This window comes from Streptomyces sp. NPDC058457 (assembly GCF_042720695.1).
Taxonomy (GTDB): domain Bacteria; phylum Actinomycetota; class Actinomycetes; order Streptomycetales; family Streptomycetaceae; genus Streptomyces.
Map to the genome: position 1 here is coordinate 135,263 of NZ_JBHXLU010000016.1, position 21,334 is coordinate 156,596.

Genomic DNA, 21,334 nt, shown 5'->3' on the forward strand with positions numbered 1-21,334 from the left:
GCTCACCTCTCGTCGGCGGGGCCCTCCGCAACCCTCGCCGCTGCCCCCCCAGACCCCCCTTCGGCCTGAACGGCCTCGTCCTCAAACGCCGGACAGGCTGATGTGAGTGGCTGACCGGCGTCGTCGGGCGCGGGACGGGCTGAATTCAGTGGCTGACGCCGTCGTCGAGCGCGGGAGCGGCTGATTTCAGTGGCTGATCGCCGTCGTGGAGCGCGGGACGGGCTGAGTCATGTGGCTGATCGGCGTCGTCGGGTGCGGGGTGGGGCGGCTCGGGTGAGGGGGTGGCTTCTTCGGGGTCGGTGGCCGCGTAGCGTTCCTGTGAGTACCGGTGGAGGTAGCTGACCACCGTGTTGGTCACCGCCACCAGTGGCACCGCCACCACCGCGCCGCCCAGACCCGCCACCAGGCTGCCGGCCGTGACCGAGAGGACCACGGCGAGGGGGTGGACGCGGACCGCCCGGCCCAGGATGAACGGCTGCAGGATGTGCCCCTCGATCTGCTGGACCGCGAGGACGACGGCCAGGGTCAGCACCGCGGTGACGACGCCCTGGGTGACCAGTGCCACGATCACCGCCAGCGCGCCGGAGGCGACGGCTCCCACCAGCGGGATGAACGAGAACAGGAAGATGAAGACGGCCAGCGGCACGGCCATCGGGACATGCAGGAAGTAGATGCCGATACCGATGAAGATGGCGTCGATGAGGGCGACCAGGACCGTGCCCCGGACGTAGGCCGTGAGCGTGCGCCAGGCGCGCGGGCCGGCGCCGGCCATCCCTTCGCGGGCGGCGGCGGGCACCAGCTTGAGGAACCACTGCCAGATGCGGTCGCCGTCGTAGAGCAGGAAGAGCGTCGAGAAGAAGACCAGCAGGATGCCGGTCAGGGCCTCCACGACGACCTGGACGCCCTCCAGGCCGAACGACGTGATCTGGTCGGTGTTGGCGCCGATCGCCTCGCGGAGGTTCTTGGCGATCTGGTTGATCTGCTTGTCGGTGACGTGGAAGGGGCTCTTCAGCAGCCAGTTGCGCAGATCGTCGATGCCGCTCTGGATCTGGTCGGAGAGGGTGTCGATGTTCTCCATGACCTGCCAGGTCACGAACCAGCCCATCAGGCCGATCACCACGAAGCCGGAGATCGCGGTGAGCGCGGTCGCGGGGCCGCGCGGGACGCCGTAGCGGCGCAGGCGGGCGACCGTGGGCTGGAGCAGGGCGGTGATGAGCAGGGCCACCACGAAGGCGAAGACGACCAGTTGCACGGAGCTGATGACCCGCATCAGGATCCAGACCGCGCCGGCCAGCACCAGCAGCCGCCAGCCGACCTCGGCGGCGACGCGCACCCCCCAGGGGACGGCCGTCACCGGGTCGGGACGCGGCACCGGCTTCCGGACGGGCGCGGGTGCCTGCGGGGCCGGGGCCGGAGCGGGCGCCGGAACGGACACGGCCGGAGCGGGCGGCTCCGGCTCGGTGTGCTCCCGCTCCACCTCGGCCCGGCGCTCGTCCAACCGCTCGCCCATCTCGGTCAGTCCAGCACCGATGCGGCCGAGCCACTCAGGCACGCGCGACATGATCCGCCCTCTCCCCACCACTCCCCCCTGGAGTCGTCCGATCCGACCGTACAGGGCAACAGCCCCTCCCCCTAGGACGGGGAGGGGCTGTGGAAGGTTGAGAGAGCTTCGCTGCTACGCGCCCCTTCTTTCAGAGGCGCGGGGAACTGCGCGACCGGCCACCAACGGCCCGCGGACAACCACGAACCGCAACGCTCTTTGTCGGCCGCCCCCAGCGGAGCGCCTAGTACCAGTGGTTCGCCTGCCAGAACGACCACGCCTGACAAGGGCTGCCGTACCGGGAGTTCATGTAGTTCAGGCCCCACTTGATCTGCGTGGCCGGGTTGGTCTGCCAGTCGGCGCCCACGGAGGACATCTTGGAGCCGGGCAGGGCCTGGAAGAGGCCGTAGGCGCCGGAGGAGGCGTTGACCGCCTGGTAGTTCCAGCTGGACTCGTGGTCCACGATGTTGCTGAAGCACTGGTACTGGCCGCTGGCCACCATCTGCTGCGCCATCGCCTGGATCTGCGCCACGGTGTACGAGCTCTGGACCGGGAAGCTGGAGGAGGAGCGGCTGGCCGCTTCCTTCGCCTGGGCGCGCTCCTTGGCTTCCTTCGCCGCCTTCTCGGCCTCGGCCTTCTTGGCCTCGGCGGTCTTGGCTGCGGCCACCCGGGCGGCCTGCTCGGCGTCCTTCTTGGCGGAGGCGTCCGCCTGGATCGCAACGGCGTCGGCCTGCTGCGTCAGGGACGCGGTCTGCACCTGGGCCTGCTCACCCGCGGGCAGGTCCGCAAGGAGCGTGGTGTCGGCTGCCGTAGCCTCGGCGTCGTTGTTCGGCTGGGCAACACTGCCCGAGGCCACACCCACGACGCTTCCGACGGCGGTGACCGCGGTGGCCGAAGCCACTGCGAATCCCCGGACCGAGATCCGGCTCACACGGTTTCCTTCCAGCATCGACCGCTTCGGTGACCCTGGCGGACGCAATCGTGCCCCTGACACTGGTCTCCTCACTACTGGGTCACGGGAGACACGGGCCCGGTGGGCAACTCCTCCAAGGGAGCGCCGCGTGATGCTCGGGCGGCATACGACGTCGCTATGGAATTAGCAGTGATGCTTCTGTTGTTCCGTACCGCTGGGGGTACAGGTGTGTCGTATGCGGGGCCTGACAGGAGTGAGACTCTGCCGTAACCAGACGCCGGGTGGCAATTCAGAGTTGCGTGTGAAAGCTCACATCCGGTTTCTCCCCGGGGATTTCAGGAAACCGCCACACACGAAGGCGCCGCCCGACTAGGCTCGGGGCCTTTGCCGGACGGCGCCAACGGATGGGTAATCAGCCCAAGTTGGACACAGGGATCAGATGGCTCAGATGTGTCCGTCCTCCAGCATTTCGGTCACAAGGGCGGCGATCTGGGACCTCTCGGACCGGGTCAGGGTGACATGCGCGAAGAGCGGATGCCCCTTCAGCTTCTCCACGACGGCGACCACACCGTCGTAACGCCCCACCCGCAGATTGTCCCTTTGCGCCACATCGTGGGTCAGAACCACCCGCGAATTCGCGCCGATCCGGGACAGAACGGTCAGCAGGACATTCCGTTCCAGTGACTGCGCCTCGTCCACGATCACGTACGCGTCGTGCAGGGAGCGGCCGCGGATGTGGGTGAGCGGCAGCACCTCCAGCATCCCGCGGGCGGTGACCTCCTCGATGACCTCACGGCTGGTGACCGCCGAGAGGGTGTCGAAGACCGCCTGCGCCCAGGGGCTCATCTTCTCCGACTCGGAGCCGGGCAGATAGCCCAGCTCCTGCCCGCCGACCGCGTAGAGCGGACGAAAGACCATCACCTTCTTGTGCTGGCGGCGCTCCAGGACCGCCTCCAGACCCGCGCACAGCGCCAGCGCCGACTTGCCGGTGCCGGCCCGGCCGCCCATCGACACGATCCCTACGTCCGGGTCGAGCAGCAGGTCGAGCGCGATGCGCTGCTCGGCGCTGCGGCCCTTGATGCCGAACGCCTCGCGGTCGCCGCGCACCAGACGGATGTTGCCCTCCGCCGTCACCCTGCCGAGCGCCTTGCCGCGCTCCGACTGGATGGTCAGACCGGTGTGCACGGGGAGGTCGGAGACCTCCGGGACGTACACATGGCCTTCCTCGAAGAGGATGTCCACCTGCTCGCCGGGCAGGGTCACTTCGGACATTCCGGTCCACCCGGAGGCGCCCGTGATGGCGAGTTCGGCGCGGTACTCCTCGGCGAGGAGACCGACCGAAGACGCCTTGATCCTGAGCGGCAGGTCCTTGGAGACGACGGTGACGTCGTATCCCTCGGCCTGCAGGTTGCGGGCGACCGCGAGGATGCGGGAGTCGTTGTCCCCCAGGCGGTAGCCGCTGGGCAGCACGCTGGGGTCCGAGTGATTGAGCTCGACACGGATCGTGCCGCCGAGTTCCCCGATCGGGATGGGGGCATCCAGACGGCCGTGCCGGACCCGGTAGTCGTCGAGCAGGCGCAGCGCCTGCCTGGCGAAGTAACCGAGTTCGGGATGGTGCCGCTTGGCCTCCAGTTCCGTGACCACGACGATCGGGAGCACTACCTCGTGCTCCTCGAAGCGGGCCATGGCGTTCGGATCGGCCAGCAGGACGCTGGTGTCGAGAACATAGGTGCGCCGGTCGGACTTGCGGCGCGTTGTGCTGGTCACCACGGAAGGACGTACCCCCTCGGATGAGGTCGGGGAGCGACGAAGGCGAGCTGGACCGGTTGACGGCCGCCCTGCACGGGCCGAAAACCGGCCCCCCGCTGCTTCTTCCGTGCCGTGACCGCACGGTCGGGCTGGTGCAAAGGGCCTCCCGGGCGGGCGGCCCCGAGCCGCCCACTGAGAACCGATGCCCGTGGTTCGGGCATCGACCTGCATGGCTTATGCCCTCGAACATGCGACACCATGCCACGGTCCGCAACGACGGGAAAGTGAACTCCGTGTTACTCGCGCCCCAATATGGGTGATTTACGCCTCATGGGCGGGGTGGGGTGATCCAGCGTGACGACGGGGTTATCCAGCGTGGCGGCGGTGGTGGGGGGCGTATGCCGTGTTGACGTCCGCCGTCACGATGACGTCACCCGCCGTAACGGCGGTGCCGGGCCGCGTAGTCACGCAGGGCGCGCAGGAAGTCGACCTTGCGGAACGCGGGCCAGAAGACCTCGCAGAAGTAGTACTCGGAGTGGGCGGTCTGCCAGAGCATGAATCCGGACAGCCGCTGCTCGCCGCTGGTGCGGATCACCAGGTCCGGGTCGGGCTGGGCACCGGTGTAGAGGTGCCGGCCGATCATGTCGACGGAGACGGAGTCGGCGAGGTCGTCCATCGCGACGCCCTTGTCGTGGGCGTCCAGGATCATCGAGCGGACGGCGTCGGCGATCTCCTGGCGGCCGCCGTAGCCGATGGCGACGTTCACCAGTATTCCGTCGACGTGCGCGGTGGCCTCCTCGGCCTCCTTCAGCGCGGTCTGCATCGGGGAGGGCAGCAGGTCGGGGGTGCCGACATGGTGGACGCGCCAGCGGCCGTCGGCGGCGAGGGTGCGCACGACGTCCTCGATGATGCCGAGGAGGGGGACCAGCTCCTCCTTGGCGCGGTCGAAGTTGTCCGTGGAGAGCAGCCAGAGGGTGACGACCTCGACGTCGGTCTCGGAGCACCAGCCGAGGAACTCCTCGATCTTCTCGGCGCCGACGCGGTGACCGTGCACCGTTGTGGATCCCGCGGCCTTCGCCCAGCGGCGGTTGCCGTCCATGATGACGCCGATGTGCTTGGGCACCTGAGCGTGGTCCAGGTGGCCTTCCACCCGGCGTGCGTAGAGCCTGACGAGCAGGCCGCGCAGCTTGTCGCGCAGGTTCACTTGAGTCCGCCCCTCGTGATTCGGATGCGTGGGGTCCGCCCGCCGAAGCCTACCCCGCTGGGAGTTGGGGGAGGCGCGGTGGTGAGGGCGTCCACGGGGGTGGAGGTTCCGGTCGTCGCGCGGCCGCGGGTTGGTCGTGGCTGGTCGCGCCCGCGTGGCGGAGCCGCATATCGATGCGGCCCCGCGCCCCCGGGTCGGTGGCGCTCCAGGTCGCTTGAGAAGTGGGTGAGAGCCACGGACAGAAAAACGGGCCGGTCCGTGGGGGGGAGACGGACCGGCCCGAGGGGGGGCTTCCACCATAACCCTTCGTAAGTGATGCTGCGCGCATCAGCACGCATTAACTACTCTCCGGAGTCGTCCGACGACGCCCCGACGGGTCCGAATCGCTGGATTCACGGGTCCCGAATGGCCGATTCGCAGCGGAATCCCAGGAAAAGTAGCCGCTTACGGGGAGATCAAGAGGGTTTGGGCCGTCTTGGGGATGCCTCGGCGAGTTGTGCGCCCGTCCCCCCGACGGGCTACCCCGAGCGCGAACGATGACTTGACGGGAGCGAGTGGGGCGTTACGGCACCGCGCAGCCCCCTCCACTGCGCGGTACCGCCCGCGCAGCTTTGCTCACGCGAATTGCCTTGGTCTGAACTTACGTGAGCCAACCGGGTGATACGAAACGAAACAGGTAACGATGTGGGAACACAGTGAAGACAGAGGATGAACGAAGGAGATCGCCGTTCACTTATGCGCAGATCCGCGAGCTAGAGCATGAGTTGACCGTATTGGTCCTTCACGTCATGACATGCCCTGCCTTGATCGCTTGGCTTCCCTTACGACCGGTCGGACACCCGGAACCCCGGACGGCGGTTCTTGGCCATTCTTCGCCGCCTGGCATTGCAAGGCCGGTGGATCACGGCCGGCGCGCCGGTTTGCGGGCGTCGAAGAGGTGCCGCGAGCTGTGCGCGACGAACGGGCCCTCGGCCTCGATCCGCCGGTGCAGGGAACGGAGTCGGGGCTCGTACTCCTCGACCGTGAAACCCGGGACCATCCACACGACCTTCCGCAGGAAGTGCACGACGGCCGCGATGTCGTGGAACTCCGTCCGCAGCCGCTCCGCCCGCAGACCGACGACCTCCAGCCCGGCCGCCTCCGCCGCCGCGCGCTCGCCGTCGGGGTGCCGGCCGCCGCGGACGGCCGCCGGCTGCGGGCCGAGGAAGAACTCGACGAGCTCGAAGACGCTGGCGGGCCCGACGTGCTGCGCGAAGTAGGTGCCGCCCGGGCGCAGCACGCGCGCGATCTCGGCCCAGTGCGCCCGCACCGGGTGCCGGCTGAGGACCAGGTCGAAGGTCTCGTCGGCGAACGGCAGCGGGGCGTCCTCGGGCGAGGCGACGACGACGGCACCGCGCGCGCTCAGCAGGGCGCTCGCCTTCGTCACGTTCGGCGGCCAGCCCTCGGTGGCAGCGAGCAGCCGGGGGCGGTCCGGGGCCGCCGTACCGAGGGCGAAGTCGAACACCTCGCCGCCGCCGGTCTGGATGTCGAGCGCGGCCGAGGCGCGGGCCAGGCGCCCACCGGCCGCATGGGCGTACCCCCAGGACGGGCGGGCCTCGGTGGCCCGCCCCTCGAACCAGGAGAAGTCCCAGCCCTCGGTCGGCACGGCGGCGCCCTCGGCGACGAGGTCCTCGAAGGCGCGGTGCGTCTGCTGCTCTGCCATGGCCCGCATAATCGCAGCGGGTTGTCGGTACCCGCTGCTAATTTCGCCCGCCATGAAGACCGATGAGATGTACACCGCCGGTGAGAAGGAAACCCTGCACGCGAGCCTGGACCGGCACCGGGACGCGGTCCTGTGGAAACTGCAGGGACTCGACGACGAACAGCTCCGCCGGCCGATGACCCCGTCGGGGACGAACCTGCTGGGGCTGGTGAAGCATCTGGCGTCGGTGGAGTACGCGTGGTTCGTGTCCAGCTTCGGCGGCGAGGTCGAGCCGCTGTGGTTCGACCCGAGCACCGACGACGACCTGACCGTCGGCCCGGGCGAGACGACCCGGCAGATCATCGACTTCTACGGCCGTGCCCGCGCCGCGGCCGACACGGTGATCACCGCAAGCCCGCTGGACACGCTGGGCCACCCGGACTGGCGGGACCACTCCGTCTCCCTGCGCTGGGTCCTCGTCCACATGATCGAGGAGACGGCGCGGCACGCGGGGCACATGGACATCGTGCGGGAACTGGTCGACGGGGCGACGGGCGACCATCCGCGCGCCGCCGGAACGGCGTGACCAGGTCACAGGGCCCGGCGGCCTCGGACGCCCGCGGCCCCCGCCGTCTACGCGCCGAGGGACGGGGATTCGGGGTGCCCCGTGCCGTCGTCGCGCAGCACGAGCAGCACATACCCCTTGTCCACGGGGTGCCGCGGGTCGTCGTACGGCACGAAGCCGCTCTTCTCCAAGAGGCGTACGGAGGCGGTGTTCTCGGCGAAGAGGTCGGCGAACAGGGGGCGTACGGTCTCCTCCCGGAGGAAGAGGGCGAGGGCGCGGCTGCCGACGCCTCTCCCCCAGTAGGCCCGCCCGAGCCAGTACCCGGTGAACCGGCGCTCGCCCTCCCACCAGGCGACGATGTTCCCCGCGACCTCCCCGTCCACGACGACGGTCCGCACCAGGCCGGTCGGATTCCCGAGCACCCGCTCCCTCCAGTGCCGGAGGAAGGCCTCCCGCGGCCGGGGCGTGAACCTCGACCGCCGGACGGCCTCCGGGTCGTGCTCGTAGGCGAGGAAGATCTCGAGATCGTCGTCCCGTACGGACCGCAGCCGAACGTCGTTGGTCGTCATACCGGCGAGTGTGGCACCCACCACTGACAACGACGGCCGGCCGGCTCCCGGGCACCTTCGCTGCACTCTGTACGACCCTTCACGGCACCAGCGGCCGGACCTCCTGCGCGGTGAACCGCACGAAGGCCTCGGGGTCGGGCTCGTCCGCCGTCGGCTGGAGGATGACGGTGTCGGCGCCGGCCTCCACGAGCCGCTGCACGGCCTTGGCGACGGCGCCCGCGTCGCCGGCGACACCGAGGTCCGGGACGGACTCCAGCCCCTCCGCGACGAGTTCGGCACGGAGCCGGGCGGGGGCGTCGGGCCCGGTGGCGGTGAGCAGATAGACGACGACCCGGTGCGGCTCGCCCGCGTCGCGCCCCGCGGCCAGCCGCCCCTCCTCGATGAGCCGCAGGGCCCGGCGGACGCGGTCGGGTGAGGTGGCGGCGGTGAGGACGGTCCCGTCGGCGGCGGCACCGGAGAGACGCAGCGTACGGGGGCCTTCGGCGCCGGCGAGGATCTCGACCGGGCCGGCGGGCGGCCAGTCGAGCGCGACGTCGTCGAGGTGGACGTACCGCCCGCTGACCGTGAGCCGTTCCCCGCGCAACAGCGCGCGCAGGGCGTCGAGATGCTCGCGCAGCAGGGTCAGCGGGGAGTCGGCCCGGGCGCCGACCTGGCCCATCCAGTCCTGCACACCGTGCCCGACGCCGACGACCGCGCGCCCCGGGAACATCCGGTGCAGCGCGGCGACCTCCATCGCGGTGACGGCAACGTTCCGCAACGGCACCGGCAGCAGCCCGACCCCGACCCGCACCCGCTCCGACCAGGCAAGAGCGGCCGCGGCCCCGGAGATCCCACCCTCCCGAAAACAGTCCTCCCACAACCACAACTCTTCGAGCCCCACCCCCTCCGCAACCCGAACGACATCCCGAAGCCGCTCGGGGGGAAGCTGGGGACGGAAGACGGCGCCGAGTGATGTCATGGGGGAGGTATTACCCGGGGACCAGGGTCGCGACAACTCCATAAGGCACCAGGTCGTTCACCCGGTCGCGGAGTTCGGGTCCGGTAGCCGTACTCCGGCACGGCGGGCGCGTTCGAGGGCGGCCGGACTTGCGCCACGGGGGTCAGCGACGCCTCTTTTGTTCATCGGGCGCTGCTGGACCACATGGAAGCGACGGGGACCGGGAACCGCGATGACGGCGGCGAAGCGAGGGTCGCCGGCGAACCACACCTCCCTGATCTGTTTGGTCTTCTCGGTGGTGTAGCCACGCCCGAGACGCCGCCTCCACCACATGGACCGAATGTGCACCTTCAGAATCATCGGCAGCTTCTCGTCCAGGCGCTCCGGGTTGGGGAAGCTCAACCAGACGTCCCCGGCGGTGGCTCCTGGAACCTTTCCGATCCCGTTCTCCGGTTCCTCGAACACCTGCCACGGATAGGCGCGCAGCAGACGCCGCGTGTGGAAGGCCCAGGAGATGTAGGACGGCTGGAGAAACGCCCGGTAGAACGAGTAGAGCAGTGGAACGAAGAAGAGCCACAGCGTCCAGGTCATCGACATGATCACGTACCAGGCCAGCAGTCCCAGCCACGCTGCGGGCCACAGGATCTGGCCCAAGAACGCGCAGGTGACCAGCTTCGCCCACGCGCGGCGGGTCGCCGGATCGTCCCAGGCCGTGGGGTGGTGCGTACGGGGCATGTCAGTCCTTGTCGGGTTCGTCGTCAGACGCGTCCGGAAGCGGGTCTTCGAAACTGACCGTACCGGCGATGTCCCTGAGCAGATCTCGGTACTGCCGGGCGTGCTCGACCGCTGTCGTGGCCAGTGAGAGGGTCGCGACGCGTCGGCCGTCGAGACACGGAACGTATGCCGTGACCTGCAGCAGTCCACCAGGGGCGCCGAGTCCCAGCTCTGGTGGCTCGTTCAGACGCATCTGAACGAGCGAGGCCGGACCGCACAGCAGGTCCAGCGTTTCGATGTGCTCGGCCCCTTGCGTACCAGCGGCCGCCCGGCCCGCGAGGACACTGCGCGGAGCCCAGTCGGTACCACGCCAGGCAAGCGTGAAAAGGGACAGCAACGGTCCACCGTCCCCCTCGTCGTCCGTGTGAAGCCCCAGGCAGCAGTGCACAGCGCCGGCTTCCAGAAGCAGTTGGGCCAGTCGGAGCACCGGACCGAGACCGGTCAGCGGACCTTCCGCCTGTGCCACATCACGCGCTGCCGCCGCCAACTCGTCGAGCGGAAGTGGCACGAATCCCGGGGGCAACGCGAACCAGACATCGGCGTCCTCGCTCCGGGCCGATTCGTCGATCATGTAGGCAGCGCCGCTCATGACGCTTCTCCCGCGCCACGCAGCAGGAAGTGGAGCGCACCCGCTGTCGCCGGAACGTCCACGCCGAGGGTTCTCGGCCCGTCGAGAAGACTGGTGACCGTCTTGGCCGTGTCGTTGTCCAGAGCGTCAGCGAAGCTGCTTGCGACACCGTAAACGGCTGTGCCGGCCCCAAGGATCGTCGCCGGCTTGTCGACCTTTTCGACGATCGGCGCCAGCCGTCCGCCGAACACACGGGGATGAGACAGAAGGCTCACAGCACCCTCGGCTGCCGCGGCCTCCGTCTGGACCGAGACGCCCACCGTCTTGATCGAGGTCCCCGCTCTGGCTCCGACCTTGGCGATCTTCTGCCCGAGGGTCAGCACCTCCTCGGCCTCGCCCACCGATCCTGCCGTGGCGGCCAGCAACTCCGGGGCCTTCATCGCTCCTTTTGCCACCGCCCCCAACCCCGGCAGCATCCCCAGGAAGTCCCCCGCGACCCCCAGCAGGTTGCCCCAGAAATCGACGTCCAGTTCGCCCTTGGTGAAGCCGTCCTCCAGCGATGCCAGGACTTCGGGGTCGCTGACCCGCAGGCCGAAGGCCATTCCGCTGAGGAGACCCGCCGCCAGGAACAGCATCCAGGGTGCGATGGCAGTGAGGCCCAGCAGGGCGATCACGCCCAGCACGGCGGCGCACGCGCTGAGGATGTCGGGGAGGTTGTCGCCCAGCCAGTCGGCGAACTTGTCCCACGCGTTCGGTTCGTGCGGCGCCAGCTTGTGCGTGGCGTCGCCGATGTGCCGGGCCCGCTTGCGTGCGGTCTCGTCGTGCTCGCCGGCGAGGGAGCGGGCGCGCTTCAGCACGTCGTCCAAGTCCCCCTGCGCCGCGGTGACCTTGTTGTTCGCCCTGTGCAGGGCCGAGTCGGCGCCCTCGTGCGCCTTGCTCTTGCCCGCGGTCCGCTCCGCCTCGTCCGCGTGCCCCTGGGCCCGCTGCAACGCCTCGCGGGCGTCCTTGGCCTCGCCGTCGAGTTTCTTCGCGCGCCGCTGGAACTCCTCCAGCTCCGTGCCCCAGAGATCCAGTTGCCTCGCCGCCTTGTCGACGGAATGGGCACCGTTCTTCAGGTTGAGCGGCAGCGGGCCGCCCTCCAGCTGCTCCCGGAAGGCGACGGCCGCGTCTCCCTCCCAGTAGCTGCCGTTCATCAGCTTCGTGACCTTGGAGTGCGCCCTCTCCATCTCCTTGGCGCAGTCGGACAACCTTCGGTGGATGTCCCGCACCAGGTCGGTGCTGCCGGGCGCCGGGTCGAAGCCGAGATGGGGGTAGGGGCTCGCAGCCGTCACTTGCCCCCGCCCTTGCTCCGGGCCTTCTCCAACGCCTTCTCCAGAGCGACGTCCACCTCGTGGAAGTCGTCCTTCGCCTTCTTCGTGATGTCCGTGAGCTCTCCGATCTGCTCGGCGATCTCCTTCGCCCCGTAGTGCCAGTCCTCCTGGAACCGGTCGCACGCCTTGTCCAGGTCGTCCGTACCGAGGCCGTTGACCCCCGGGTCGCGCAACACCTTCTGCAACGCTGTGAACGACTCCTGCGCCTTCGTCAAGTCCTTGAAAAACCGGTCCAGTTCGGTGCCGTCGACCTTCAGACGGTCAGCCATGTGCATTCCTCTTCCCGCGGGTCTCCGGGCCAGAGGAACTGCAGGCGACCGGAAGCCGGGCCGCAGAGGTGGTGGGCACGGCGGAGGGAGGCCGGGCAGGGCGGTTCACCGGGGGGACTCCAGGTGGGGCTAGAGGTCTCTTGATCCGCTCAACGATATCCACGGACTCCGGTGACACGTGTCCGGACCTCGGACAGGACAGCACGCTCCGGCCCGAGGAGCCTCGCCTCAGCCGGGACATCGGTTGCTACGTCACCCGTCGCCCGCATTGTGGATACGGTCGGTCCGAGCATGGCGGAGCCATGGAAGGGGTGGGGTGTGGGGCGCTGGCGAGACGGGCGCGGGACGTTGCTCGTGCATGGTGGTGGGGGTGGGGTGAAGACTGTTCCGTTGGAGATCGCTGCCTCCTATCGTGCGCGTGCCAGAGGGCTGCTGGGGCGTGATGGTCTTGACGGCGCGATTCTGCTGTCGCCCGCCAGCGGGATCCACACCTTCCGGATGCGGATGGCGATCGATGTCGCCTATCTGGATCGCAGTCTCAAGGTCATCGCCGTGCGCACCATGCGACCGGGGCGTCTCGGACTGCCCCGGCTCCGTTCCCGGCATGTGCTGGAGGCGGAGGCCGGGGCGATGACGGGGTGGGGTGTGGAGGCGGGGGCGAGGGTGAGTGTGAGCGTGAGTGCCGAGGAGGGGCGGGGTGGATGACCGTATGGGTGTCCGGGCCTCGGCGGGGGCTGCTGTTGGTGGTGCGGTCCCGGCTTGCGTACGTCGGCGGTCCCTGCGTACGGGCGGAGGGGGTGGGCATGGAGTCCTGGGAGCGGGCCTGGGCAGCCGGGATCAGCATCCCGCCGTCGGTCGCGGAAGGACGGCGGACGTTCGTGGCCATGCCGTGGAAGATCTTCAGGAGCCGGTCCGCGGGAACGTGACCTCCACCCGGCGGTTCTTCTTCCTTCCCTCCTCCGTCGAGTTGTCGGCGATCGGGTACTGCTCGCCGTAGCCGCGGACGTCGAAGGTGATGTTCGGGTCGTTCAGGTCCTGGTCCAGGACGCCCTGTACGGCGTTGGCGCGCTGGCGGGAGAGGACGTCCCCGTGGGCCGAGGTGCCCAGGTTGTCGGTGAAGCCGAAGACGCGGACCTGGGTCGGGTTCTGCTTCCTGATCTCGTCGGCGATCGCCCCGATCCGCGCCTTCGCCGCCTCGCTCAGCTTCGCGCTGTCCTTGCTGAACAGCACCTCGGCCTGGAGGGCGAACGTCACGTCCGTGTTGGTGTCCGTACGGCGCTCGTCACCGCTCTGGTCCTCGACGACCGACTTGATGTCCAGCACCTTGGGCGCGGCGAGGGTCGCGCCTTCCGGGAGCTTCAGGTCGGGGTCCGTCGGGTCGATCTTCACGGGGGCGGAGGCGGAGGGTTCGGTGCCCGGAGGGACGCTCGGGTCGCCGCCGTCGGCACGGGCGGTCGTCGCGCCGTAGAGATTCGTGACGAGGAGGAGCGTCGCGGCGCCCAGGGTCAGGGGGAGGCGTGATGTGGTCACTTCGGCCTCACCCGGAGATCTTGATGGTGCCGCTGGAGAAGGTGGGGAGTTGGAGGGTCACCTCGGTGGTGTCCGCCGGCGGGGCGGGGAACTGCATGAAGACGGGGATGGTCTGGCCGGCGTCCACATTCGTGATGCCGGTACTGGTGAGCGGTCGGCCGTCCGTGTCACGGAGAACGTAGTAGCGCTTCTTCCCCTTCGAGTCCACCAAGGTGGCCCCGCCGAGGGAGAAGCCATGCTTGGTGATCTCCGTTTCGTCACCGCTGACCTGAGCAGGGATGACAACCGAGTTGGCACCATCGTTCTTGATGTCCCCGTTGACGGTGACGAAGCCACCCGAGTCCCGCTGAGCAGAGGTGATCTGCAGGAGAAGGCCGTCCGTTCCCTTGAGTTCGGCCAATGGCGTCTCGGACTGGCCTTCCTGAGCACTCGGGTTCGATCCGCTGCCTTTCGAGGCGGAGGCCGACGTCTGGGGCTTGTCCGTCTTGTCGTCGCTCCCACCGCCGCAGCCGGTTGCCACGGCCAGACCGGTCGCGACCAGCAACGCGACCGTCCCCCTGCGAGCCATCGCAGTGAACCGAATGCTCATCGCACCGCTTCCTTCTTCACTCGTCGATTCGCTTGTCAGTCGGCCAGATGGACGTCGAAGAGGTCCTCGGGGCCCGGGAGATCCGTGAGGTCGCCCGGGTCCAGGGTCCAGTTCCGGTCCCTGCAGGTGAGTTCGGGCAGTACGCCGCCCGCACCGGACAGCGTGAACGTGCAGAGCGGCTCGATCACGGCGGTGGCGTGTGCCGTCGACCTCATGTTCTCGGTCCCCGGCACGACGGAGTCGCCCACGGTCTTGTTCGTCTCGGCATCGACCTTGTAACTCAATGGCGGTTCGGATGTGCACTGAGCCGTCGCGTCGTTCTGGGACGCCAGCTGAGCAGCGCGCCAGCAGGAATCCGCGACGCTCACGTTGCCGTCGAATATGTTCTGCCACTTGGTCGGGTCGAGTACGTCCTGCACCCACTGGTCCGCGAGTTCGTCACGCGTGTTCATGGCCGCGGCGAGGGCCGCCGCGTCGGCCGCCGTCTGGGCACCGTTCCGGTTCACCGCGGCCTGGCCGACCGCGAGGTACGCGAGCGCGAGAAAAAGCAGGCCTCCCACTACCGTGATGTAGATAGGGAAGGCCTGCCCCGAGTCGCCGTAACGGCGAGCAGGCATCACGTGATCTTGTTGATCTCCGCAGTGATTTTGGTGAGGATCGTCTGGCCGATGCTCGTACCGGTGACCGCCAGCACGATCGCCACCACCACCGCGATGATCCCCAGATACTCGACCGCGGTCTGACCCCGGTCGTCGGCACGGCGTTGCATTGCGACAAGCATCCTCAGCATCAGGTCGCTCATGGTGCTCCCCTCCGGGTTCGGTTCCGATCCTGGCAGCGTACGGCGGAACATACCCGTCGGCGGAGGGTCCCAGGACCCAAATCCGGACCCAGTTCACCCGGTTCATCTCAGGCCACCCCCAGCCACTTGGCCGTCGCCTGGGCGCGGGTGGTGGTGTGGAGCTTGGCGAAGATGCGGTTGATGTGGTTCTTGACCGTCTTCTCGCTGATGAAGCAGACGGCGGCGATCTGCTGGTTGTTCATGCCGGACGCGATGAGGTCCATGATCTCCGCCTCTCTGCCGCTCAGTTGAAATCGGGACTGAGATGACTGTCCCATAGCTGATTGCAATTGCGAAAGACCCTCGAAGGGGGATTCCATAGGTAGAGCCCGCAGTTCCGGTCTTGCGTGTGCAGTTGCATGGCTTCTGACATGCGCCAGCAACGCGTTCGTCGCCGTCGGTGTGAAGTGCGGGCGGCCCCCGCCCACGTCCCGTACCGCCTGTGTCAGCTGCTGGGTCGTGAACTCGCCGTGGACCAGGTAGCCCCCGGCGCCCAGCCGGACCGCCTCCTGCACGAGGTCCGTCTCGTCGCTGTACGTCAGCATCATGACCGGGGCGACACGGACCAGGTGGGGCAGGGCCGCCATGCCGTCCACGCCGGGCATGCGGACGTCCAGGAGGATGACGTCGGGACGGTGGTGCAGGGCCGCCTCGTAGGCCGCGCGGCCGTCCTCGGCCTCCGCCACCACCGTGAGGTCGTCCGCCGCGGAGAGGACGGCCGTCAGGCCCGCCCGGATCACCGGGTTGTCGTCGGCCACCAGGACGCGCAGTCCCCCCGGCCCGTCGGTCATGTCGGCTGTGTCGGTCATGTCAGCGGCACCTCCACTCTGACTTCCGTGCCCTTGTCGGTGGTCAGTTGGATACGGGCACCCACCGACGCCGCCCGTTCCGTCATGCCGAGCAGGCCGAAGTGGCCGGTGCGGCGCAGCTGTTCGAGAGTCGTGTCCGGAGGGATACCCCGGCCGTCGTCGTGGATCGTCACCACCAGGTGGGTGGGGGTGGCGGCGGCCCGTACGTCGACCCTCGTCGCGTGCGCGTGGCGATGTGCGTTCTCCAGGGCCTCCGCCGCGATGCCCAGCAACTGGCGGGCGGTGGGGGGCGGTAGCGGGACCGGGGCGGCCGGGCCGTCGTACCTCGCGGGGAGCGCCGTACGCGCGGTGAAGCCCGCCGTCAGCGATTCCAGTCGGGACAGTACGTCGTCGGCCTCCGTCCCGCCGCGCAGGTCCGTCAGGAGTTCGCGGGACTCCGCCGCCGCCTTGCGCGCCGCCCTCGCCAGCAGCTCCGCCTGCTGTCTGATCAGGGCCGGGTCCAGACGGTCCGGGGACGCGGCCGCCGACGCCGCGAGGCCGTCGGCGACCAGTGCCACGCCGTACAGCGTCTTGGTCACCGAGTCGTGCATCTCACGGGCCAGCCGGGCGCGTTCCGCGCTCGCCGCCTCGGTCGCGGCCAGGCGGGCCCGGGTCTCGGTCAGGGCCTCGGTGGCGGCGCCGAAGCGGAGCATCAGGTTGCGCAGGGTCGAGCCCATCGCGCCGGTGATGACGCAGAGGCCGGGGAGGAGCAGGGACTCGGCCAGTACCGAGTGGTGCTTCAGCGTTTCCTGTGCCACCAGGAGAATCAGCGACTGGAGGGAGGCGAAGACGGCGGCTCCGCGCCAGCTGTAGAGGAGGCCTGCGAGGAGGGGGGTGCAGACGCTGACGTACGCGAGGGTGGTGTCGGGGCCCGCCGAGATCAGGAGGAGGGAGCCGAAGAGGGTGTCGGCGGCCAGGAGGGTGGGGTGGCGCAGGAGGAGGGGGCCGAAGCGCTGCCAGTCCCGGAAGAGGACGTACGAGACCATGAACGTGACGACCACGGCCGAGCCGACCAGGCGGGCGCCCAGGCCGGGGGTGGCGTTGAGGAGGGCGGCCGGGGTCGCCACGGCGATCATCGCCAGGCGGAGGCCGAAGACCTGCCGGCACATCGCCTGAAGGGCGCGGACCTCGACCTTCTCACCGTCCACTCCGGTGGCCCGGAACCCGGCCTTCTCACCGTCCACTCCGGTGGCCCGGAACCCGATCTTCTCGCCGACCGTTCCTGTGGACTGGAACCCGGCCTTCTCGCCGACCGTTCCGGTGGCCCGGAACCCGGCCTTCTCGGCGTCCACTCCAGCCGCGTGGAACGCGGCCTCGCCGGTGGTGCAAAGCCCGGTCTTCCTGCCGTCCTCGTCGGTCGCCACGGTCGTCACCTCCGCCTACTTCCCCGTGACCGACCCGAAGTCGATCCCCGAGCCCAGCAGCAGGCCCGCGGCCAGCAGCAGCAGCGTCGCCGGGACCATGAACGTGGTGATCATGAGCGTGGCCCTCGGCACCGCCCGGGCGGCCTTGCGGCGGGCGTTCTGGGCGTCGGTGCGGCGCATGTCCTTGGCGAGCGCGACCAGGGTGTCGACGATCGGCGCGCCCAGTTCCTCGCCCTGCTGAAGCGCCGTCACGAACATCGCCACCTGCTCGGAGTCGTTGCGGCGGCGGAGTTCCGCGAAGGCCTGTCGGCGGCTCATGCCGAGGTCCATCTGGCGCAGGGTGATGCGGAGTTCGTCGGCCCAGGGGCCCTCGTAGTGCGTGGCCACCCGGTCCAGGGCCTGGCGGAAGCCGAGGCCGGCGCCGACCACCACCGCGAGGACGTCGAGGAAGTCCGGCAGGGTGCGTTCGATGACGTCCTTGCGGATGCGGATCGCCGACCAGATGCCGACCTCCGTCCAGAACGCGCCGAAGAGGAGGAGCAGGACGGCGACCAGCCACTGGCCGCGGAGGAGGAAGACCAGGAAGCCGGTGCCGCCGAGTACGCCGTAGACCGCGCGGCGGGCCGCGTAGCGGTCGATGGTGAGGCCGCCGGGGTTGCCCGCCAGGTCGATCCTGCGGCGGTACTTGGCCACCTGGCGCGGGCCCATCAGGCGGAGCACGGCCGGGGCGTACCGCATGCCCATGCGGTCGATGAGGGAGTTGGCGGCGCCGGTGCGGGTGGCGCCCACCTCCAGGGCGATCGCCAGGTCGGCGGGGAGTTTCGCGTCGGCGCGGTACATGCGGACGCCCGCGAAGACGCCGTACACGGCGAGGGCCATGAGGAGGGACAGGAGGAGTGCCATGTGACATACCACCTATACGTCGATGCGGCTCAGGCGGCGGATGAGGACGAACCCGATGGCATACAGCCCGAACGCGATGATCACGGCCGCCTGGCCGAGCCCGGTGCCGGTCATGCGTGCCAGGGTGTCGCCCTTGACCCCGTTCATCAGGAACAGGGCGCCGACGCCGAGCACCGGGACGGCGTACGACGTCATCGTCACCTGGGAGAGCTGGGTGCGGATCTCCCGGCGGGTCTCCTTGCGCTCCTCCAGGGTCTCGGTCAGGTTGCGCAGGGCGGAGACCACCTGGCCGCCGGCCCGGTTGGAGAGGACGAGCGTGGTGACGAGGACGACCAGCTCGCGGGACGGGAGCCGTTCGGCGAGCTCGCCGAGCGCGTCGTCCATGGAGTGGCCGATCGCCAACTGGTCGGCGACCCTGCCCAGTTCCTCGCCCGCCGGGGCCTCCAACTCCTCCGCCGCCATGCCGATCGCGGTGCGCAGGGCGAGGCCGGCGTGGGTGGCGTTGGCCAGGATGCGGGCCAGTTCGGGGAGTTGGGCGATGAACCGCTCGATGCGTTTCTGCCGCTGCCAGTTGAGGAACTGGACGGCGGCGAAGATGCCGAGCAGGCCGGCGATCGGGCCGAAGAAGGGGGCGAGGGCGGCCTGGCCGATGAGCCAGAGGGCTGCGACGGTGGCGAGCATGTAGACGAAGAACTCGCCGGGCGTCACGTCCAGGCCCGTCGCCGCCAGCCGGAGTTCCAGGCGGCGGCCGGCCGACGTGCCGCGCAGCCGCCGGTCCAGGTTGCGGAAACGGCGCCGGCGGCCGGTGAGCGGGGCCTGGCCGGTGTAGGAGAGGCGGTCCACCAGGGCGGCGCGCTGGGCCCGGCCGGAGGCGTAGGTGTGCAGGCCCACCACGGCCAGGAGGCAGGTCAGCAGGGTGATGCCGGTGGTGAGGGTGACGAGGTCGTGGAGGGACATGGGCCGCCTACCGGGCTTCTCGGGTGGTGAGCTGGTCGAAGTGCTGGGCCACGCCGAAGGCCTGCGGGATCGGCTGGCTCGCCATGTAGAGGCGGTCGGCGGTGCGGCGTGGCAGCGGGAAGTACTGGAAGGCTCCGTAGACCCGGCCGTCGTGGGTCATGGGCTGGGCGTCGAAGCGGGCCACGGTCGCCAGCCGGTACGGCTCGCTGCCGTGGCTGTCGAGCACGGCGATCTCGGTGATCCGGCGGGCACCGTCGGCGAACCGGGTCAACTGGACGATCACCTCGACCGCGCTGTTGATCTGGTCGTGCAGGGCGACGAAGGGGACCTCGACGTCCGACATGGAGGCCAGGGTCTGGAGCCGGGTGAGGGCGTCCTCGGCGCTGTTGGCGTGGACGGTGGCCAGGGAGCCGTCGTGGCCGGTGGACATGGCTTGCAGCATGTCGAGGGACTCGCCGCCGCGGACCTCGCCGACCACGATCCGGTCGGGGCGCATCCGCAGCGAGTTGCGGACCAGGTCGCGGATGGTGACCTGGCCCTTGCCCTCGACGTTCGCCGGGCGGGACTCCAGGCGGACCACGTGGGTCTGCTGGAGCTGGAGTTCGGCGGAGTCCTCGATGGTGATGATGCGTTCGTGGGACGGGATCAGGCCGGACAGGGCGTTCAGCAGAGTGGTCTTCCCGGTGCCGGTGGCACCGGAGACGATGATGTTGAACTTCGCCTGCACCAGGGCCGCCAGCAGGAACACCATGTGCTCGTCGAGCGAGCCGAAGCCGATCAGCTCCTGGAGGGTGAAGGAGCGCGGGAAGCGGCGGATGGTGAGGGTGGGGCCGGTCAGGGAGAGCGGGGGGATGATGACGTTGACGCGTTCGCCGGAGGGGAGGCGGGCGTCGACCATCGGGTTCGACTCGTCGACGCGGCGGTTGACGGTGGAGACGATGCGTTCGATGGTCTGCATCAGCTGGTCCGCCGAGACGAAGCGGAGGGGCAACTGCTCGACGCGGCCGCCGCGTTCCACGAAGATCGCGTCCGGGCCGTTCACCATGATCTCGGTGATCGAGGCGTCTTCGAGGAGCGGTTCCAGGATGCCGAGGCCGAGGGCCTCGTCGACGACCCGGCGGATCAGCTGGGAGCGTTCGACGGTCGACAGGACCGGGCCCTCGCGGCTGATGATGTGGCCGAGGACGCGTTCGAGACGGGCGCGGCGCTCGGCGGCGGCCAGCGCGCTCATCTCGGCGAGGTCGATCTCCTCCAGGAGCTTGGCCCGGTAGGAGGAGACCAGGTGGCCGTCCTCACCCCGGCTGCCTTGCTCCTCGGGGGAGTTGATGCGTGCCCGCAGGCTCATGTTGCCGTGCTCCTCGTTCAGTGGTCGACGGGCATCGTGGCGGACTTCGTGGCGTTGCCGAGGTCCCAGACGATCTTGGGGATGTGGACCGTGGCGGTGACGGTGACCGAGTCGCCGCCGCCGGAGGACGCACAGTTCACGTCGATCCCGCTACTGACCGCGGACGAGCAGGCGGCGCCGACGTCCTCCTCCAGCGAGGCGGCGCGGGCCCCCGCCCGCGCCGCCGTCCCGGCCTGCTCGGCGGCGTAGGCGACGGCGCCGAGCTGGATGCCGGCCAGCCCGACGAGGAGCAGGATCGGGAGGAAACCGAGGTACTCGATGGCGACCTGGCCGCGGTCGCGGTTCTGCCGACGGAAGTGCATCTCAGCGCTTCACCTCCTCCACCGTGCCGGCGTGGCCGTGCACGGTGACGGGGAAGTCGATCGAGCCGGGGAACAGCACCGGGACGCGCAGGGAGACGTCCGCGGTCACCGTGCCGGTGCCGCCGCACTCCACGCTGGCTCCCTCCCGCCAGGCCCCGGAGAGGTCCTCCAGCGCGGCGCGCTCGCAGACACCGGGGCGTTCCGCCCGGGGTACGGCCGTGCCCGCCCGTACGCCTTCGTCGGCAGCGTTCCCCGCGAGGGTGAAGGCGTACCCCACGAGGACGGCCTGCCACATGAGCACCAGGGTGAGGATGATCACCGGGGTCATGCCGAGGAGCTCTATGGAGACCTGTCCGCGGTCGCACGGTCGTGGGTCGGGTGCGGCGCCATTGTGGCTGGTCGCGCAGTTCCCCGCGCCCCTGAAGGGGCGCTGAGCGCCCCGAAGGGGTGCGGGGA

The 21,334-nt window shown here is 69.5% G+C and carries 25 protein-coding genes; 3 read left to right on the forward strand and 22 right to left on the reverse strand.

Translation table 11 applies throughout. From position 1 onward, the window contains the following. Positions 1-145: 145 nt before the first annotated feature. From ACFWPS_RS16100 to ACFWPS_RS16120, 5 genes are all read right to left on the reverse strand, one after another. On the reverse strand, positions 146-1,561 hold the full coding sequence (locus ACFWPS_RS16100) for an AI-2E family transporter (protein WP_383705337.1): 1,416 nt from the start codon (positions 1,559-1,561) through the stop codon (positions 146-148). Between the two features lie 223 nt (positions 1,562-1,784). After that, positions 1,785-2,489, reverse strand: a complete 705-nt coding sequence (locus tag ACFWPS_RS16105) for a lytic transglycosylase domain-containing protein (RefSeq protein WP_383705339.1) — start codon at positions 2,487-2,489, stop codon at positions 1,785-1,787. 408 nt (positions 2,490-2,897) lie between these two features. Further along, complete coding sequence (locus ACFWPS_RS16110; RefSeq protein WP_383705341.1) at positions 2,898-4,223, reverse strand: PhoH family protein; 1,326 nt, start codon at positions 4,221-4,223, stop codon at positions 2,898-2,900. 409 nt (positions 4,224-4,632) lie between these two features. Then, a complete protein-coding gene (locus ACFWPS_RS16115) occupies positions 4,633-5,406 on the reverse strand; it encodes an isoprenyl transferase (RefSeq protein ID WP_383705343.1) in 774 nt (257 codons plus the stop codon). Positions 5,407-6,307: 901 nt separating this feature from the next. Beyond that, complete coding sequence (locus ACFWPS_RS16120; protein WP_383705346.1) at positions 6,308-7,108, reverse strand: class I SAM-dependent methyltransferase; 801 nt, start codon at positions 7,106-7,108, stop codon at positions 6,308-6,310. A 52-nt stretch (positions 7,109-7,160) separates the two neighbouring features. Between ACFWPS_RS16120 and ACFWPS_RS16125 the strand changes: the two genes are divergently transcribed. Next, entirely contained in the window at positions 7,161-7,673 is a 513-nt protein-coding gene (locus ACFWPS_RS16125) for a DinB family protein (RefSeq protein ID WP_383705348.1), read from the forward strand. A 47-nt stretch (positions 7,674-7,720) separates the two neighbouring features. On the opposite strand, the gene ACFWPS_RS16130 is transcribed toward ACFWPS_RS16125, so the two are convergent. The 6 genes from ACFWPS_RS16130 to ACFWPS_RS16155 form a co-directional block, all read right to left on the reverse strand. Next, positions 7,721-8,221: a GNAT family N-acetyltransferase gene (locus tag ACFWPS_RS16130; RefSeq protein ID WP_383705350.1), complete on the reverse strand. Its 501-nt coding sequence runs from the start codon at positions 8,219-8,221 to the stop codon at positions 7,721-7,723. A 79-nt stretch (positions 8,222-8,300) separates the two neighbouring features. Beyond that, positions 8,301-9,179, reverse strand: coding sequence for an LLM class flavin-dependent oxidoreductase (locus tag ACFWPS_RS16135; RefSeq protein WP_383705352.1), 879 nt, complete (start codon positions 9,177-9,179; stop codon positions 8,301-8,303). Positions 9,180-9,236: 57 nt separating this feature from the next. Then, the gene (locus tag ACFWPS_RS16140; RefSeq protein ID WP_383705355.1) at positions 9,237-9,893 is read right to left on the reverse strand and encodes a hypothetical protein; all 657 of its coding nucleotides are present in this window, start codon (positions 9,891-9,893) and stop codon (positions 9,237-9,239) included. 1 nt (position 9,894) lies between these two features. Further along, positions 9,895-10,521, reverse strand: a complete 627-nt coding sequence (locus ACFWPS_RS16145) for a hypothetical protein (protein ID WP_383705358.1) — start codon at positions 10,519-10,521, stop codon at positions 9,895-9,897. Beyond that, positions 10,518-11,831, reverse strand: a complete 1,314-nt coding sequence (locus ACFWPS_RS16150) for a hypothetical protein (protein ID WP_383705361.1) — start codon at positions 11,829-11,831, stop codon at positions 10,518-10,520. Before ACFWPS_RS16150 ends, ACFWPS_RS16145 begins: the two co-directional genes overlap by 4 nt. Then, the gene (locus ACFWPS_RS16155; protein WP_383705364.1) at positions 11,828-12,139 is read right to left on the reverse strand and encodes a hypothetical protein; all 312 of its coding nucleotides are present in this window, start codon (positions 12,137-12,139) and stop codon (positions 11,828-11,830) included. The genes ACFWPS_RS16150 and ACFWPS_RS16155 overlap by 4 nt, the downstream gene beginning before the upstream one ends. A gap of 291 nt (positions 12,140-12,430) precedes the next feature. Between ACFWPS_RS16155 and ACFWPS_RS16160 the strand changes: the two genes are divergently transcribed. After that, the gene (locus ACFWPS_RS16160; RefSeq protein WP_383705366.1) at positions 12,431-12,844 is read left to right on the forward strand and encodes a DUF192 domain-containing protein; all 414 of its coding nucleotides are present in this window, start codon (positions 12,431-12,433) and stop codon (positions 12,842-12,844) included. Beyond that, on the forward strand, positions 12,841-13,065 hold the full coding sequence (locus tag ACFWPS_RS16165; RefSeq protein WP_383705368.1) for a hypothetical protein: 225 nt from the start codon (positions 12,841-12,843) through the stop codon (positions 13,063-13,065). Before ACFWPS_RS16160 ends, ACFWPS_RS16165 begins: the two co-directional genes overlap by 4 nt. Here the strand turns inward: ACFWPS_RS16165 and ACFWPS_RS16170 are convergent. The 11 genes from ACFWPS_RS16170 to ACFWPS_RS16220 all read right to left on the reverse strand — a co-directional run bounded on the left by ACFWPS_RS16170 (position 13,040) and on the right by ACFWPS_RS16220 (position 21,206). Further along, entirely contained in the window at positions 13,040-13,669 is a 630-nt protein-coding gene (locus ACFWPS_RS16170; RefSeq protein ID WP_383705370.1) for an OmpA family protein, read from the reverse strand. The genes ACFWPS_RS16165 and ACFWPS_RS16170 overlap by 26 nt on opposite strands. Positions 13,670-13,676: 7 nt before the next feature. Further along, positions 13,677-14,258, reverse strand: coding sequence for a hypothetical protein (locus ACFWPS_RS16175; protein ID WP_383705373.1), 582 nt, complete (start codon positions 14,256-14,258; stop codon positions 13,677-13,679). Positions 14,259-14,293: 35 nt separating this feature from the next. Continuing rightward, a complete protein-coding gene (locus ACFWPS_RS16180) occupies positions 14,294-14,875 on the reverse strand; it encodes a pilus assembly protein TadG-related protein (protein ID WP_383705375.1) in 582 nt (193 codons plus the stop codon). Continuing rightward, positions 14,875-15,060, reverse strand: a complete 186-nt coding sequence (locus tag ACFWPS_RS16185; protein ID WP_217551317.1) for a hypothetical protein — start codon at positions 15,058-15,060, stop codon at positions 14,875-14,877. Before ACFWPS_RS16185 ends, ACFWPS_RS16180 begins: the two co-directional genes overlap by 1 nt. Before the next feature lie 107 nt (positions 15,061-15,167). Continuing rightward, a complete protein-coding gene (locus ACFWPS_RS16190) occupies positions 15,168-15,908 on the reverse strand; it encodes a response regulator (protein WP_383705377.1) in 741 nt (246 codons plus the stop codon). Beyond that, positions 15,905-17,311 (reverse strand): sensor histidine kinase, encoded by a 1,407-nt coding sequence (locus tag ACFWPS_RS16195; RefSeq protein WP_383705379.1) that lies wholly within the window; start codon positions 17,309-17,311, stop codon positions 15,905-15,907. The genes ACFWPS_RS16190 and ACFWPS_RS16195 overlap by 4 nt, the downstream gene beginning before the upstream one ends. 15 nt (positions 17,312-17,326) lie before the next feature. Beyond that, complete coding sequence (locus ACFWPS_RS16200) at positions 17,327-18,214, reverse strand: DUF5936 domain-containing protein (RefSeq protein WP_383705382.1); 888 nt, start codon at positions 18,212-18,214, stop codon at positions 17,327-17,329. 12 nt (positions 18,215-18,226) lie between these two features. After that, complete coding sequence (locus ACFWPS_RS16205; RefSeq protein WP_383705384.1) at positions 18,227-19,171, reverse strand: type II secretion system F family protein; 945 nt, start codon at positions 19,169-19,171, stop codon at positions 18,227-18,229. 7 nt (positions 19,172-19,178) lie between these two features. Beyond that, positions 19,179-20,516 carry a CpaF family protein gene (locus ACFWPS_RS16210; protein ID WP_383705386.1) on the reverse strand — a complete coding sequence of 446 codons (1,338 nt, stop codon included), beginning with the start codon at positions 20,514-20,516 and terminating at the stop codon, positions 19,179-19,181. A gap of 17 nt (positions 20,517-20,533) precedes the next feature. Continuing rightward, positions 20,534-20,878, reverse strand: a complete 345-nt coding sequence (locus ACFWPS_RS16215) for a TadE/TadG family type IV pilus assembly protein (RefSeq protein WP_383705388.1) — start codon at positions 20,876-20,878, stop codon at positions 20,534-20,536. A 1-nt stretch (position 20,879) separates the two neighbouring features. After that, positions 20,880-21,206 carry a pilus assembly protein gene (locus ACFWPS_RS16220; protein ID WP_383705404.1) on the reverse strand — a complete coding sequence of 109 codons (327 nt, stop codon included), beginning with the start codon at positions 21,204-21,206 and terminating at the stop codon, positions 20,880-20,882. Positions 21,207-21,334: the final 128 nt, after the last annotated feature.

Coding starts and splice junctions, on each gene's coding strand:
- ACFWPS_RS16165 (WP_383705368.1), top strand. CDS start 12,841: ATGACCGTATGGGTGTCCGGGCCTCGGCGGGGGCTGCTGTTGGTGGTG.
- ACFWPS_RS16215 (WP_383705388.1), bottom strand. CDS start 20,878: ATGCACTTCCGTCGGCAGAACCGCGACCGCGGCCAGGTCGCCATCGAG.
- ACFWPS_RS16205 (WP_383705384.1), bottom strand. CDS start 19,171: ATGTCCCTCCACGACCTCGTCACCCTCACCACCGGCATCACCCTGCTG.
- ACFWPS_RS16130 (WP_383705350.1), bottom strand. CDS start 8,221: ATGACGACCAACGACGTTCGGCTGCGGTCCGTACGGGACGACGATCTC.
- ACFWPS_RS16220 (WP_383705404.1), bottom strand. CDS start 21,206: ATGACCCCGGTGATCATCCTCACCCTGGTGCTCATGTGGCAGGCCGTC.
- ACFWPS_RS16125 (WP_383705348.1), top strand. CDS start 7,161: ATGAAGACCGATGAGATGTACACCGCCGGTGAGAAGGAAACCCTGCAC.
- ACFWPS_RS16100 (WP_383705337.1), bottom strand. CDS start 1,561: ATGTCGCGCGTGCCTGAGTGGCTCGGCCGCATCGGTGCTGGACTGACC.
- ACFWPS_RS16180 (WP_383705375.1), bottom strand. CDS start 14,875: ATGCCTGCTCGCCGTTACGGCGACTCGGGGCAGGCCTTCCCTATCTAC.
- ACFWPS_RS16140 (WP_383705355.1), bottom strand. CDS start 9,893: ATGCCCCGTACGCACCACCCCACGGCCTGGGACGATCCGGCGACCCGC.
- ACFWPS_RS16175 (WP_383705373.1), bottom strand. CDS start 14,258: ATGAGCATTCGGTTCACTGCGATGGCTCGCAGGGGGACGGTCGCGTTG.
- ACFWPS_RS16160 (WP_383705366.1), top strand. CDS start 12,431: ATGGCGGAGCCATGGAAGGGGTGGGGTGTGGGGCGCTGGCGAGACGGG.
- ACFWPS_RS16120 (WP_383705346.1), bottom strand. CDS start 7,108: ATGGCAGAGCAGCAGACGCACCGCGCCTTCGAGGACCTCGTCGCCGAG.
- ACFWPS_RS16145 (WP_383705358.1), bottom strand. CDS start 10,521: ATGAGCGGCGCTGCCTACATGATCGACGAATCGGCCCGGAGCGAGGAC.
- ACFWPS_RS16200 (WP_383705382.1), bottom strand. CDS start 18,214: ATGGCACTCCTCCTGTCCCTCCTCATGGCCCTCGCCGTGTACGGCGTC.
- ACFWPS_RS16190 (WP_383705377.1), bottom strand. CDS start 15,908: ATGACCGACACAGCCGACATGACCGACGGGCCGGGGGGACTGCGCGTC.
- ACFWPS_RS16155 (WP_383705364.1), bottom strand. CDS start 12,139: ATGGCTGACCGTCTGAAGGTCGACGGCACCGAACTGGACCGGTTTTTC.
- ACFWPS_RS16105 (WP_383705339.1), bottom strand. CDS start 2,489: ATGCTGGAAGGAAACCGTGTGAGCCGGATCTCGGTCCGGGGATTCGCA.
- ACFWPS_RS16185 (WP_217551317.1), bottom strand. CDS start 15,060: ATGAGCGACCTGATGCTGAGGATGCTTGTCGCAATGCAACGCCGTGCC.
- ACFWPS_RS16135 (WP_383705352.1), bottom strand. CDS start 9,179: ATGACATCACTCGGCGCCGTCTTCCGTCCCCAGCTTCCCCCCGAGCGG.
- ACFWPS_RS16210 (WP_383705386.1), bottom strand. CDS start 20,516: ATGAGCCTGCGGGCACGCATCAACTCCCCCGAGGAGCAAGGCAGCCGG.